This is a genomic window from Rhodococcus sp. ACPA4, assembly GCF_002300185.1.
In the GTDB taxonomy this organism is placed as follows: Bacteria; Actinomycetota; Actinomycetes; order Mycobacteriales; family Mycobacteriaceae; genus Rhodococcus_F; species Rhodococcus_F globerula.
In genome coordinates this window covers 2,115,337-2,129,603 of the sequence record NZ_NSDY01000001.1, presented here as the reverse complement: position 1 = coordinate 2,129,603, position 14,267 = coordinate 2,115,337, and the positions used below count along the sequence as shown (strand labels likewise).

Annotated in this window: 13 protein-coding genes; 6 read left to right on the top strand and 7 right to left on the bottom strand. The window is 62.7% G+C overall.

All coding sequences use genetic code 11. From position 1 onward, the window contains the following. Positions 1-12 precede the first annotated feature (12 nt). The 3 genes from CJ178_RS09715 to CJ178_RS09705 are packed head-to-tail and all read left to right on the top strand — an operon-like array spanning position 13 to position 3,450. Positions 13-1,173: a M20 family metallopeptidase gene (locus tag CJ178_RS09715; protein ID WP_051730213.1), complete on the top strand. Its 1,161-nt coding sequence runs from the start codon at positions 13-15 to the stop codon at positions 1,171-1,173. Then, the gene (locus tag CJ178_RS09710) at positions 1,170-2,318 is read left to right on the top strand and encodes a M20 family metallopeptidase (RefSeq protein WP_045070687.1); all 1,149 of its coding nucleotides are present in this window, start codon (positions 1,170-1,172) and stop codon (positions 2,316-2,318) included. Before CJ178_RS09715 ends, CJ178_RS09710 begins: the two co-directional genes overlap by 4 nt. Before the next feature lie 55 nt (positions 2,319-2,373). After that, the gene (locus CJ178_RS09705; protein ID WP_179300736.1) at positions 2,374-3,450 is read left to right on the top strand and encodes a hypothetical protein; all 1,077 of its coding nucleotides are present in this window, start codon (positions 2,374-2,376) and stop codon (positions 3,448-3,450) included. A 14-nt stretch (positions 3,451-3,464) separates the two neighbouring features. On the opposite strand, the gene CJ178_RS09700 is transcribed toward CJ178_RS09705, so the two are convergent. After that, positions 3,465-3,935, bottom strand: coding sequence for a gamma-glutamylcyclotransferase (locus CJ178_RS09700; protein WP_033231261.1), 471 nt, complete (start codon positions 3,933-3,935; stop codon positions 3,465-3,467). Between the two features lie 178 nt (positions 3,936-4,113). On the opposite strand from CJ178_RS09700, the gene CJ178_RS09695 reads away from it, so the two are divergent. Then, a complete protein-coding gene (locus CJ178_RS09695; RefSeq protein ID WP_095886607.1) occupies positions 4,114-5,517 on the top strand; it encodes an NAD(P)H-quinone dehydrogenase in 1,404 nt (467 codons plus the stop codon). A gap of 184 nt (positions 5,518-5,701) precedes the next feature. Then, positions 5,702-6,895, top strand: coding sequence for an aminotransferase-like domain-containing protein (locus tag CJ178_RS09690; protein ID WP_095886606.1), 1,194 nt, complete (start codon positions 5,702-5,704; stop codon positions 6,893-6,895). Here CJ178_RS09690 and CJ178_RS09685 read toward each other — a convergent pair. The 6 genes from CJ178_RS09685 to glpK form a co-directional block, all read right to left on the bottom strand. After that, on the bottom strand, positions 6,880-7,485 hold the full coding sequence (locus CJ178_RS09685; RefSeq protein ID WP_172936030.1) for a TetR/AcrR family transcriptional regulator: 606 nt from the start codon (positions 7,483-7,485) through the stop codon (positions 6,880-6,882). The two genes, CJ178_RS09690 and CJ178_RS09685, sit on opposite strands and share 16 nt — an antisense overlap. Positions 7,486-7,496: 11 nt before the next feature. After that, entirely contained in the window at positions 7,497-8,267 is a 771-nt protein-coding gene (locus tag CJ178_RS09680; RefSeq protein ID WP_095886604.1) for a tyrosine-protein phosphatase, read from the bottom strand. Between the two features lie 8 nt (positions 8,268-8,275). After that, positions 8,276-9,109 (bottom strand): phosphonate ABC transporter, permease protein PhnE, encoded by an 834-nt coding sequence (gene phnE / locus CJ178_RS09675; RefSeq protein WP_033231257.1) that lies wholly within the window; start codon positions 9,107-9,109, stop codon positions 8,276-8,278. Further along, a complete protein-coding gene (gene phnC, locus CJ178_RS09670) occupies positions 9,087-9,887 on the bottom strand; it encodes a phosphonate ABC transporter ATP-binding protein (protein WP_095886603.1) in 801 nt (266 codons plus the stop codon). Before phnC ends, phnE begins: the two co-directional genes overlap by 23 nt. Then, the gene (phnD, locus tag CJ178_RS09665; RefSeq protein WP_095886602.1) at positions 9,884-10,771 is read right to left on the bottom strand and encodes a phosphate/phosphite/phosphonate ABC transporter substrate-binding protein; all 888 of its coding nucleotides are present in this window, start codon (positions 10,769-10,771) and stop codon (positions 9,884-9,886) included. Before phnD ends, phnC begins: the two co-directional genes overlap by 4 nt. Before the next feature lie 153 nt (positions 10,772-10,924). Then, complete coding sequence (gene glpK / locus CJ178_RS09660; protein ID WP_033231255.1) at positions 10,925-12,415, bottom strand: glycerol kinase GlpK; 1,491 nt, start codon at positions 12,413-12,415, stop codon at positions 10,925-10,927. An 89-nt stretch (positions 12,416-12,504) separates the two neighbouring features. Here glpK and CJ178_RS09655 point away from each other — a divergent pair, with 89 nt between their 5' ends. Then, on the top strand, positions 12,505-14,247 hold the full coding sequence (locus CJ178_RS09655) for a glycerol-3-phosphate dehydrogenase/oxidase (protein ID WP_033231254.1): 1,743 nt from the start codon (positions 12,505-12,507) through the stop codon (positions 14,245-14,247). Positions 14,248-14,267 lie beyond the last annotated feature (20 nt).

Below are 14,267 nucleotides of genomic sequence, written 5' to 3'. Positions count from 1 at the left end.
GACAATGATTCGGTGAATCATGAAGTCGACGGCGTAGTCAGGTCTGTGGAGACCGATCTGATTGCGCTGTCGCATTCGATTCACGGTGATCCGGAGCTTGCATTCGAGGAATTCCGCAGCAGCGCCAAGGTGTCCGAACTGCTGGAGCAGCACGGCTTCGCGATCACTCGCGGTCTGGTCGATCTACCCACGGCGTTCGATGCGACGTACGGCAGCGGAGAGCTGGTCATCGCGATCTGCGCCGAGTACGACGCTCTTCCGGACATCGGCCACGCCTGTGGGCACAACATCATCGCTGCGGCGGCGGTAGGTGCCGGTATCGCCTTGGCGTCTGTGGCGGACCAACTCGGCATCACCGTTCGGGTGATCGGAACTCCGGCCGAGGAAACGGGTGGCGGCAAAGTGCTGATGCTCGAGCGCGGGGCGTTCGACGGCGTCGGCGCCGCGATGATGGTTCACCCTGGCCCGATCGACATCATCGGTGCGACGTCGCTGGCCTTGGCCGATATCGCCGTCAGCTACCACGGACGGGAGGCTCACGCGTCCGCCGCACCGGAGTTCGGACTCAATGCCGCCGACGCGGCAACCCTGGCTCAGGTGGCAGTGGGGTTGTTGCGCCAGCACCTGCTCCCCGGTCAGCAGATTCACGGCATCGTCAGTGACGGTGGAACCGCCCCCAACATCGTGCCGGCGCGTTCGGAGCTGTTGTATTACTTGCGGGCGGAGACCGCCGCGTCGTTGGCCAATCTGTCGGAGCGGTCGAATGCCTGTTTTGCAGCCGGCGCTCTTGGCACCGGTTGCACTCACGAGATCCGCACCGTATCGCCGACCTACACCGAATTGACGCCTGATCCGTGGCTCGCTGACGTGTACCGCGAACAGATCCTGGACCTGGGCCGGGTGCCGTTGGCACCTGAATGGGAGCGTTCTCGTCCGCTCGGAAGTACCGACATGGGTAATGTCACCAACGTGATTCCTGGAATTCATCCTGTGATCGGTTTGGATTCAGCTGGGGCAGTGACACATCAGCCGGAGTTCGCTGCTGCGTGTGTCACGGAATCTGCTGATCGCGCCGTTGTAGACGGCGCAATAGCCTTGGCTCGCACTGCTGTCCGGGTAGCGTCCGATCCTTCGGAACGCGCCCGTCTGTTGGAAGGAGTAGATCGCCGGTGAACGCGGCAATCGATACTTGGATTCACGCGCATACCGACGATCTGGTCGCGTGGCGACGGCACATTCACGCCAACCCCGAATTGGCGCGCCATGAGTACGCGACAACGGAATTTGTCGCGACGCGGCTCATCGAGGCTGGACTTTCACCGAAGGTGCTTCCCGGCGGCACGGGGTTGACGTGCGATATCGGTCCGGACGGACCCCGCATTGCCCTGCGCGCCGACATGGATGCACTGCCGATGCAGGAGGCGACGGGTGCCACGTACTCGTCCACGGTCCCTGGTGTTTCCCACGCTTGTGGGCACGACGCGCACACCACGATCCTGTTGGGCGTTGGTGTGGCCTTGGCGTCGTTGCCGGAACTTCCGGTCGGAGTTCGGTTGATCTTCCAGCCTGCCGAAGAAGTGATGCCGGGCGGTGCGCTCGACGTCATCGCGGCCGGTGCGCTCGACGGTGTTTCGAGAATCTTTGCTCTGCATTGTGATCCGCGCCTGGAAGCGGGTCAGGTCGGTGTGAGACTCGGTGCGATCACGTCCGCAGCCGATACCGTCGAAGTGGTTCTGGATTCGCCGGGAGGCCATACGTCGCGGCCTCACCTGACAACTGATCTCATCTACGCGCTCGGAACTGTTGTCACCGGATTGCCCGGAATGCTCAGCCGCCGTATCGATCCGCGCACCGGCACCGTCATGGTGTGGGGCGCGGTCAGCGCCGGTCAAGCACCTAACGCGATCCCGCAGACCGGCATGATGACGGGCACGGTCCGAACGGGCGATCACGAAACATGGGAACTGCTCGAACCTCTTGTGGAGGAGATCGTGCACGGACTGCTCGCACCGACAGGTGTCCGCTACCAACTGAACTACCGCCGCGGTGTCCCGCCGGTCGTCAATGACGAGATCTCGACGCGTATGTTCGAGGACGCCATCGCCAGCGTCGGGCAGGATGCCTTGGCAGACACACCACAATCCGGTGGTGGAGAAGACTTTTCGTGGTACCTCGAGACCGTCCCTGGCGCTATGGCCAGGTTGGGTGTGTGGTCCGGCGAAGGTGAACAACTCGATATCCATCAACCCACATTCGATCTCGACGAGCGCGCGCTCGGTGTGGGCGTGAAAGTTCTCACAAGCCTCGTTCTCGGTTAGTTCCGGTTCCCGTCGGGGGCACCGTTTTTCGTAAGGTTCGAGTGAAGGTACGGGCATGTCCATAGGTGTGGGAGTGCGAATCGGCACAGTGGTGTCGACGGCAGTGGTCGCGTCGAACGATCCAGGTTCGGCTGATCCGGTGGTAATCGTTCGCGATACGGTTCTCAATCAGCGCAAGGACGGCACCACCGTGCTCGGCGGCGAGTCGGAGTTGGGCGGCGGCCGCGAGTTCACGGAAAGCTGGACGGGTTTTGTCGCCCGCGTCGGCGATCCGAGCGGTGTTGCCGGAACAGCTGATACCCGTTATCGCGCTGAAGATTTGGTGGCAACGTCCATCCGCTGTCTGCTACAGGAATGCGAGCCGCTGCCCGATCGTGGGGGTAAGGACGGCGGAGCGCCCGACATCGTGGCGACGTACCCGTCACGCTGGGATTCCTCGACGGCGGCGATCCTGCGCGATTCACTGGTCTACGCGGGCCTCGAACGGGTCACCTTGGTATCGGACGCCGAAGCCGTGTCGGCGTGGTTCGAATCGGAAATCGCCGCGCTGGCCGGAACGCTCATCGGGATCTATCACGTCGACGACACCGGAGCCGCTGTCACCCTGGTGCGTTCGGGTGTTGCCGCGGGCCGCGCATTCGGATTCGCCGGCGACGGCAGCTCTCCGAGTTCACGAATTGCAACGGCGCTCGGCGCCTTCGGATGGATGCCGGAAAACCTCGACGCCGTTGTCGTGACCGGCGACGGTGACATGGCGGGCGACAAGGCGGCGATGACGGCCATTGCCGTTGGGGTCGCCGAAAAGCTCAATGTCCGTTGTGAACTCGGACCTGGTCCGGAACAGTCGGCAGCGCTCGGTGCAGCAATTCTTGCAGCCGGTTTCACGTCGACGTCGCACAAGATCGTGCCGATCGGACTGCCGCCGTCACATGACGTCACCGAAGTATTCGACAACGTCCCGAAGGTTGCCGTGTCGGCCGAAGGGGCACAGGTGGCTACTGCGGAGGCGGAACCTACGTCGGTGGCGGAGACCGAGACCGGCAAGTCCGGCTCCACGCGCATCGTGATCACAGTTGCCGCCGTAGCGGCGATCATCGCGCTTGCGGTGCTGGCCTATTTCCTGCTGCTCTAGTCGGTCAATCTGGATTAGTCGGTCAAACCGTTTCCGGGACCCACGTTCCGGCTGTTTCGCGTCCGCAGTTCCCGGACGTAGTCGGCCGGAGCGCCCGCGATCTCGGCTGCGTCGGCCATCACACCGATGTAGCGAGCGGACGGAAGACCACCTTCGTAGGCGTCCATGACATAGAGCCAGGCCAGAACAGCGCCGTCCGTGGTGTCGACACGTACCCGGATCTTGCGGTGCAGTCCGAGTTCGGCGCCTTCCCAGCGGTCGAGGCTCACCTCGTCCTCTTCCGGTACGTCGTAGAGGACTACGAAAACGCTGGAATCCGGGTCCTCCACCACAGTGGCGAGAGCGCCTTCCCAGCCGAGGTCTTCGCCGCTGAAGGTCAGGCGCCAGCCACGCAACCATCCAGTTCCCGACATGGGGGAGTGTGGGCAGCGCAACAGCATCTGCTCTGGGTGCATGTTGGAACCGTACGCAGCATAAATCGACACGGGCGCAAGCCTAAACGGTGGTGCGAGGGTGACGCGAAGCGGACCACCGGACGCTAGTAATCTGGTACAAGCACTGCGCGACCTCGATCGCTGCAATAGCGTGACCAACGCGTGCTGTACATGAGGTATATGGACTGGCGGGAGACCCCTGCCGGTCGCCTGACGACTTGGAGGACATATGACCCGGATCGTGATCATCGGCGGCGGACCTGCCGGATATGAGGCAGCGCTGGTTGCTGCCCAGCACGGCGCAACCGTCACCCTGGTCGATTCGGACGGCGTCGGCGGCGCGTGTGTCCTGTTCGACTGTGTGCCGTCGAAGACGTTCATCGCCTCGACCGGAATCCGCACCGACATGCGTCGCGCATCCGATTTGGGAATCACGCTCGATCCCGAGCAGGCGTCGGTGTCGCTCCCCAATATTCACGCCCGTGTGAAGGCGCTTGCGCTGTCCCAGTCCTCGGACATTCGCGCTCGACTGCAGACGGTTGGTGTCGAGGTCCTCTCCGGCACCGCAGAACTGACGGACCAGGAACTCGGATTGGCGACACACCAGGTGCGGGCGACCCTCGCCGACGGTGAGGAGCGCACCATCGCTGCCGACGTAGTCCTTATTGCGACCGGCGCCAGCCCCCGCATCATCCCGGGCGCGGAGCCGGACGGTGAGCGCATCATGACGTGGCGTCAGCTCTACGACTTGGAAGAGCTGCCCTCGCACCTCGTTGTTGTCGGTTCCGGTGTGACCGGTGCCGAGTTCGTGTCCGCGTACACCGAGATGGGCGTCAAGGTGACGCTGGTGTCCAGCCGTGACCGAGTGCTCCCGGGCGAGGATGCCGACGCGGCACTCGTGCTCGAAGACGCGTTGGCCGAGCGCGGCGTGATCCTGGTCAAGCACGCGCGCGCCGATACCGTCGAGCGCACCGAGGACGGGATCATCGTCAAGCTTTCCGACGGCCGCACGGTCGAGGGCAGCCATGCCCTCATGACAGTCGGCTCGGTTCCCAACACCGACGGACTCGGTCTCGACAAGGTCGGCATCGAGCTCGACAAGGGCGGCTACCTGCGCGTCGACCGCGTCTCCCGCACCGCGGTGTCGGGTATCTACGCTGCCGGTGACTGCACTGGCCTGCTCCCGCTCGCATCCGTGGCCGCCATGCAGGGCCGCATCGCGATGTACCACGCACTCGGTGAAGGCGTGAGCCCCATCAAGTTGAAGACGGTGGCGTCGGCGGTGTTCACGCGTCCCGAGATCGCAACGGTGGGTGTGACGCAGGCTGCAATCGACAACGGTGAAGTTCCGGCTCGTACCGTCATGCTGCCGCTCAACACCAACCCGCGCGCCAAGATGTCCGGACTGCGTCGTGGCTTCGTGAAGATCTTCTGCCGTCCCGCAACGGGTGTCGTGATCGGCGGAGTTGTGGTCGCGCCCAATGGATCCGAGTTGATCCTGCCGCTCGCGATGGCCGTGCAGAACAACCTGAGCGTCAACGACCTGGCCCAGACGTTCTCGGTGTACCCGTCGCTGACCGGTTCGATCACCGAGGCGGCGCGTCAGCTCATGCGTCACGACGACCTCGACTGATTTTCCGTAATGTGGTTTCCCGAAATCTGAGAATTGGATTTCACATATTGGCGTGATGGTGGGATAGTCGTGGTACCGGTCGAATCATGGATCGGTACCACGGCGCTCTCCCCGCCCCGTAGACCCCTCGGCGGCTCAGGGTGTTTTTCCTCTGATCTTTCTTTTTGCGTGCCTGGGAGTTTCTATGAAACACGCCGCGCTGTCTGCTCGTATGGGTGGGCTCCGTAGTTCTGCAATCCGTGACCTGCTCACCCTGACTGCTCGCCCTGACGTGATCAGTTTGGCCGGCGGCTTGCCGGATCCGAATTTTATTCCGCGAGAGCGCATTTCGCAGGCAGCTGCCGACGCTCTCGGTGATGCGTCGTCCGTTCAGTACGGTGAGACCTCGGGGTTGCGACACCTTCGTGAGGTCATTGCGGCCCGCGAATCCGTCAAGATCGGCCGCACACTCGAATCGTCCGACGTGGTGGTCACTCATGGTTCCCAACAGGGCCTGAGTTTGCTGGCTCAGGTATTGCTCGACGCCGGTGACACCGTTGTCGTGGAAGATCCGGCGTATACCGGCGCACTGCAGGTCTTTCGGACCGCGCAGGCAAGCCTGGCCGCCGTCCCGGTCGACGCGGACGGCATGGATACCGTAGTTCTCGAAGCGAAGCTTGCGGGTGGACTACGTCCGAAAGTTGTTCATACCGTGAGTAACTTTCACAATCCGCGCGGGTCCGTTCTTTCGCTCGAACGTCGCGCACACCTCGCGAAACTTGCCGATACGTACGGCTTCTGGATACTCGAGGACGACCCGTACGGGGAACTGTACTTCGACGGGCCGCCGCCGCTTCCGGTCGCAGCATTGTCGGACAGGGTGATTCGACTGTCCAGTGCGTCCAAGGTGCTGGCTCCTGCCCTGCGTGTCGGCTGGCTGCACGGTGACCGGCGCGTGTGCGAAGCGGTCGAATTGATCAAACAGGGTGCAGATCTGTGCGGGTCGTCGCTCACTCAACAGATTGCGGCCGACTTGTTCTCGGACACCGCGTGGTTCGACGCTCATCTGGACAAGTTGCGGGCGTCCTACGGCAACCGCGCGAAGACTCTTGTCAGTGCCTTGGAGGCCGGCTTCGGCGACAGCGCACGATTCTCGCCCGTGCGCGGCGGCATGTTCTGTTGGATGGAGAGCCTTGAACCCGTAGACACTGCGGCGGTTCTCGATGATGCCGTCGAGCATGGTGTTGCCTTTGTGCCCGGTGCCGCATTCGGCGTCGACGCAGACCTGAGCCTATCGGCCCGACTGTGTTTTGCGACGTATCCGGAAACAGTGCTGGAAGACGCCGCACGGAAACTGTGCGACGCCTTCCGTGATGCTTCCGCTCAGTCTCGGGGTTGAACTCCGCGCCACAGCAATTCGATTGCGGCACGGACCCGATCGTCGGCCCCGTCGGCCGTGGACGGTCCGCGGACGACAAACTGGTAGTAGGACATTCCCACGATCAGGTCGATCAGGACATCCGTGTCCACCGAGGAGTCCAAGGTGCCTGCGGCCTGCGCTTCGGACATTGCTTCCGTCAGGTGGACGCGGCGCCGTGAGACGTGTTGCTGCCAGCTGGCTTCGCGGACCTTGTCGTTCTGCAATCCGAGAACGATGCGTTTACGAACCAGGTCACCGGACGCGCCGGTCACGTCGACCATGCCGACCGCAAAGGAATTGGCAAGGTCGACGCGGAGATCGCCGGTGAAGGTTGTCTTCACCTCGGATCGGACGCTGTCGAGCGCTGCCGCCAGGAGTTCCTCGCGGCTCGACCATCGTCGATAGATTGCGGCGCGCGAAATTCCGGACCGAGTGGTGATGGCGGCGATCGTCACGTCGTCAGCGCTGGGGAATTCCGTCAACAATTCGATGGTGGCGGTAAGGACTGCTTCTTCGACGGCGGTATCGCGGGGGCGACCGGGTCCGCGCGGCGTTTCCGGTGTTGTCACGGTCTCGAGTATCACTGTGTTGCAAGCATTTTCGTGCGCAAGAGCTCGACCAGTTCCTGGCTGAGTCCGGCCGCACGCAACGGCGCCAGAACGTCCCCGTGGCGCCGCACGAGTGTGCGCTGCATGACGGTCATGGAGGTACGTTCGGCGCCCATCATGGCACCACTGGGCATGCTGTCCGCATCGAAGTCGAACGGTAGGAAGCCGCCCATGATCATCTGGACCCGCGCATGCAGTCGGGGTAGTTCAACTGCGGTGCGAGCGTAGTCGTCTGCGATCGCGGCGGCGTCCGCGCCGACTGCACTGAGCAGTGCCGCTGCAAACACCCCCGTGCGGTCCTTGCCTGCGGCGCAGTGGAATACGGTTCCGCCGGGGCTCAGGGCGAGGACGGTCAGACCTGTCGCGAGTTGAGGTGCCGCGGATTCCAGAAGGTCCGCATACCACTGGCCGACGTGATCGGGAGTGGTTACCTGTGGCAGCGCCTGATTCATGGCGGCGGGAGCGGCGACCTCGGCGACGAGTGGAATGTGGTGATAGGCGATAGCGTGAGCAGCGAGTGGGCCGCGCCCGGTGTATGCCGCTTCGCCAGGGGACCGTAGATCGATCACCGTGCGGATTCCCCTGTTCCACAGTGAATCGGCGTATTCCGTCGACAGGTGTGAGACGTCGTCGCTGCGGAAGGCGACAGATTCGCGAATGTATCCGCTTGCCACTGGCACCGCGGCAAGATCGCGCAGGTTCACCGGGTCGAGCAGTTCGGGGGACGAGAGTACGTTGGTCATGGTTTTTCTCAGCTCAGTCGGGCGCGGATCATCGCGCTGATTCGGTCGATGACGGTGACGAGCACGATGATGCTCAGAATGATGGTGCTCAGGTGCCCGTAGTCGTACATGCGCATGGCCGTGGTGAGTTCCAAACCGATACCACCGGCACCGACGAGACCGAGAATTGTTGCACCGCGGACATTTCCCTCGAAGAGGAGCAGGGTGTAGCTGACAAGCAGGGGTGCTGCTTGCGGCAGAACTCCGTAGGCGATGATCTGCCGTTTGTCGGCTCCCGCGGAACTCAAGGCATCGAGTGGACCTTGATCGACCGATTCCATCGCCTCGGCGTAGATCTTGCTGATCGAGCCGAGGGAGCCGACCACGATGGCAAGCACACCGGCAAACGGGCCGAGGCCCACAGCGGAGACGAACATCAGGGCGTAGATGAGTTCGGGGATCGAGCGCAAGACGTTCAGGATCGCCCGGGATATGCCGTAGAGCCACTTCGGGGCGATGTTCGATGCCGCACCGAAACTGAGGATCAGTGACAGAACCGCGCCTACCAGCGTTCCGACAATTGCCATCTGGAGCGTTTCGATCAGCAGGGTGACGATGACGTCGAACTTGTCGAAAGTCGGCGGGAACAGTCGCGAGACAAAATCAACCATGTTGGGTACACCGGAAACCAGGCGCGCGGGGTCGGCGTCTGCGCCGGCAAACGACCACGCGAGGACCACTGCAATGACGATCAGACCGACCCCGCTGCGAGGGGAGGGTAGACGCCACGGTTTGGCGAGGCGTTCGGCTTCCTTCGACATAGCCTGCGTCTGTTCGCGCTTACTGCTCGATGATGTCTGCATGTTCACCATAGATCGTGCTCACCGCCTCTTCGTTGAGTTCTTCTGCACCGCTGTTGAATACGATGCGTCCGTCCCGCAGGCCGATGACGCGATCGGTGTACTTTCTCGCGAGGCCGACGACGTGAAGGCTGACGATCACCGGAACCTGACGTTCGCGGGCAATCTCCCTCAGCAAGGTGAGGATGGTTCCGGCAAGTCGTGGATCGAGGGAGGCGACGGGTTCGTCGGCGAGGATCAGTGTCGGGTGTTGCATCAGAGTGCGCGCGATCGCTACCCGTTGCTGCTCACCGCCGCTGAGTGTTCGGCTCTGCTGAGATGCTTTGCCTTCCAATCCGACTCGGCGCAATAGTTCGAGAGCCTCGACGCGTTGGGTGCGTGCGAATCCGCCGATCAGGTTGACCGCACCGGCGTCGTACAGACCGCCGGTCAAGACGTTGGTCAGGGCGCTCAGTCGCGGCACCAGATTGAAGTGCTGAAAGACGTAGCCGACATCCGAACGCAGAGAACGTAAGTCGGAACCGTTCTGCTGCGCGACGTCTCGGCCGGCAACTGTCAATTCGTCGGCGGTGAAGTCGGTGAGGCGGGTCAGTGTCTTCATCAATGTCGATTTGCCGGATCCCGAGTGGCCGAGCAAACCGACTACTTCACCGGGGCGAACGGTGAGGTCGACGCCGTCGAGGGCGATGTTGTCGCCGAACGTGACTCGGATGTTGCGTCCGGTGACCACCGGCGGCGAAACTATGGACGAGCGCGGCGGGCGAATTACCGGCGCTGTCATCGGATGTTGTCCAGGTCGACTCCGGCAGCTTCCGCGATCGTGACCAACGGTTCGTACACCGAGAAGTCGGGATCGGCGGTGTACGTGCCGCCAACGCCCAGGATCTTCGATGCTTCGGGATTCGCCGAGAGCATTGCCGGGAGCTTGTCCTTGATCGCGTCACGAGTCTCGGAATCGAGGCCGCTGCGGGCGACAATGGAAACACCAACCGGGATGGGTGCGCTTTGGCCGACGATCCGGACGTCGTCGGCGGTGAACATGCCACCGGCTACGAACGACGTATAGAGCTGGCGCGCGGTGCAGGCAACGTCGACGTTCCCGTTCATCAATGCGAGAACTGCAGAGTCGTGTCCGCCGGCAAAGGTGCTCTTGTAGTCGGTTCCGTCGGTGAGGCCCGCCTCGGCCATCATTGCCTTCGGCATGAAGTAGCCAGTGGTCGATCCCGGATCGACAAAGGCGACCTGATGTCCCTTGATGTCGGTGACGGATTGAATTGTGCTGTCGGACTTGGCCAGACAGTACGACGCTGGATCGGGTGCCCCGTTCCAGGCGAGGATGGGCTCGACGCTTCCCGTCTTGAATGCGAGGGCGGCCGAGAAAGGGCTGAGGACGGCGACGTCGACAAATCCGTTCCGAACAGCCTCTACGACGCCGAGGTAGTCCGCCGGTGACTCGTGTTTGACGGTTTTGCCGGTCGCGGTTCCCACCATGTCGGCGACATCGGTCATGATGGCGAGCTCTTTGACGTCATCGGTGCCGGGAGGCGTGGCAAAAATGATCTGATTCGAATCCGCAGACGAGGCTTCGGATTCGGTGGAGCACGAGGACAGGGCGAGTGAAGCGACGGCAGTCAACGCGACGGCGATACCGACTCGAGCACGCATGATGGACCTTCCGAAAAGGCGGGGGAGTTTGACGCCTGTTACGAAACCATCGGTGTCTGTATCGGAATTACGAGAACGCTGTACTCGTAATTGCGCGCAGGTGAACAGTTGGAGCGGCCTTCGGTGGGGCGCGCGCCGCCCCACCGAACCCGACTAATCGGACCAGTTGTACGTGCGTTCGACGGCCTTGTTCCACTCCGCGTACAGGCGGGCGCGCTCGGACTCTTCCATGTCGGGCTCCCACGTCTTGCCGACGGCCCAATTGCGGCGGATGTCGTCGGTATCGGACCAGTAGCCGACGGCCAAACCGGCAGCGTAGGCAGCGCCCAACGCGGTCGTCTCGTTGACAACGGGACGGATGACCGGCACTCCGAGAATGTCGGACTGGAACTGCATCAGGGTCTCGTTGACAACCATGCCTCCGTCGACCTTGAGGGCGGAGAGTTCGACGCCGGAATCGGCGCGCATGGCGTCGATGACCTCACGGGTTTGATACGCGGTGGCTTCGAGTGCTGCCCGGGCCAGATGACCCTTGTTCACGAAGCGGGTCAGTCCGACGATGACGCCGCGAGCATCGGGACGCCAGCGCGGCGCGAAGAGACCGGAGAAGGCAGGGACGATGTAGGCGCCGCCGTTGTCGTCGACGGTGGCGGCGAGGGCCTCGATGTCCTTGGCATTCTGAATGATCCCGAGGTTGTCACGCAGCCACTGGACGAGTGATCCCGATACGGCAACAGAACCTTCCAGGGCATAGACAGCCGGGGCGTCGCCCAGTTTGTAGCAGAGAGTGGTCAGGAGGCCGTGCTTGCTGTGGACCGGAGTGGTACCGGTATTGAGGAGAAGGAAGTTGCCGGTGCCGTAGGTGTTTTTTGCTTCACCCACCGACAGGCAGGCCTGACCGAACGTGGCTGCTTGCTGGTCTCCGAGAATGCCCGCGACCGGAACGCCGGCCAGGTTGCCCCGAGGTCGACCCTTGCCGTAGATCTCGGAAGAACTGCGGATTTCCGGAAGCATCGACATCGGAATACCGAAATCCGCGCAGATGGACTCGTCCCACTGCAAAGTCTCCAGATCCATCAGCATTGTGCGTGACGCATTGGTGACATCTGTCACGTGCTGCCCCTCGGTGAGGTGCCACAAAATCCACGTGTCGATGGTGCCGAAGCACAATTCGCCGGCTTCTGCCTTCGCGCGCGCCCCGTCGACGTTGTCGAGAATCCACCGGATTTTCGGGCCCGAGAAATACGTCGACAACGGCAACCCGGTCTGGGCGCGGTACTTTTCCGGCCCGGCGTCGCCACCGAGTTCCTGGCACAGCTGATCGGTGCGCGTGTCCTGCCAGACAATGGCGTTGTAGACAGGTTTGCCGGTCTTTCGCTCCCAGACCACCGTTGTCTCACGTTGATTCGTGATTCCGACGGCCGCGATGTCCGCGCGGGTGAGGTCGGCTTTGGCAAGTGCACCTGCCACCACTTCGCGGGTGTTCATCCACAGCGCCACCGGATCGTGTTCGACCCAGCCGGCTTGCGGGAAGATCTGTTCGTGTTCCTTCTGGGCAACGCTGACAACAGCGCCGTCGTGGTCGAAGATCATGCATCGGCTCGACGTGGTGCCTTGGTCGATGGCGGCGATGTACTGGTTCACATGTCTCCTTGGTTCGTGCGCTGTCGCAGTATGAGCATGAAGCTACTAGCCTGGATGCGAATTCGTCGTCGACTTACAGGAGATACGGGTTGAGTAAGCAGCAGGGTGTGCAGTTTCTCGGCCCACAGCAGCGAGAAGCTGCCTGGGAGCAGCTTCAGAGTGAACAGTTCGACGTTATCGTCGTCGGTGGCGGCGTCGTGGGTGTCGGCACAGCGCTCGACGCCGCAACGCGTGGGCTCAAAGTCGCGTTGGTCGAGGCTCGTGACTACGCGTCTGGCACATCTTCCCGATCATCGAAGATGTTCCACGGCGGTCTGCGCTATCTGGAACAGCTGGAATTCGGGCTGGTCCGTGAGGCATTACGCGAGCGTGAGCTCTCTCTGACGACACTGGCGCCGCACCTGGTCAAGCCGCTCAAGTTTCTGTTCCCGCTGGCTCACCGCGTCTGGGAACGCCCGTACATGGCAGCCGGAATCTTCCTGTACGACCGGATGGGCGGGGCCAAATCGGTGCCCTCGCAGAAGCACCTGACGCGAGCCGGGGCACTGCGTATGTCGCCGAGCCTCAAGCGCAGTTCGCTGACCGGCGGAATCCAGTACTACGACACGGTGGTCGACGACGCCCGTCACACCATGACCGTCGCGCGGACGGCGGCGCACTACGGCGCTGTGGTCCGGACGTCGACGCAGGTTGTCGGCTTCCTACGCGAAGCAGATCGAGTGTCGGGTGTCCGTGTTCGGGACTGCGAAGACGGACGCACCGCCGAGGTCAAGGGACACGTCGTCATCAACGCGACGGGCGTGTGGACCGACGAGATCCAGGCACTGTCGCGTCAGCGTGGCCGGTTCCGGGTCCGGGCGTCGAAGGGCGTGCACATCGTCGTTCCTCGTGACCGCATCGTCAGTGAAGCGGCGATCATCCTGCGCACCGAAAAATCTGTGCTGTTCGTGATTCCGTGGGGCAACCACTGGATCATCGGAACTACGGACACGGACTGGAATCTCGACCTCGCGCACCCAGCCGCAACCAAGGCCGATATCGACTACATTCTCGGACACGTCAATTCGGTGCTCGTGACGCCTTTGACGCACGCCGACATCGACGGTGTGTACGCCGGCCTTCGTCCGCTGCTGGCCGGCGAGAGCGACGAGACGTCGAAACTGTCGCGTGAGCATGCCGTTGCCCGGGTTGCTCCGGGCCTCGTTGCCATTGCGGGCGGAAAGTACACCACGTACCGCGTCATGGCGGAGGATGCGGTTGACGTTGCGTCCGAGGACATTCCGGCGCGAGTTGCGTCGTCGATCACCGAGAAGGTGCCGCTCGTGGGCGCCGACGGATACTTTGCGTTGGTCAATCAGACCATGCAGTTGGGTGAGACGTACGGTCTGCATCCGTACCGCGTCAAGCATCTCCTCGACCGGTACGGTTCCTTGATCACCGAAGTGTTGGAATTAGGCCGCACGACTCCGGAGTTGTTGCAGCCCATCACCGATGCGCCCGATTACCTTCAGGTTGAGGCAGTGTATGCCGCGGCCGCAGAAGGGGCACTGCATCTGGACGACATCTTGGCGCGGCGCACGCGCATTGCGATCGAGTACCCGCACCGCGGCGTCAACTGCGCCCAGCAAGTCGCGGAACTTGTTGCCCCCGTGCTGGGTTGGGATGCCGAGGCCGTCGATCGCGAGGTTGACACCTACCGTGCGCGGGTGAAGGCCGAAGTGGAATCACAGGCTCAGCCCGACGATGAAGCAGCGGACGCACTGAGGGCAGCGGCACCGGAGTCACGGGTGGAAATCCTCGAGCCGGTAGTCGAGGTGGCGGACCGCGTGTAGTTGTTTTAACTGTGTGCGGT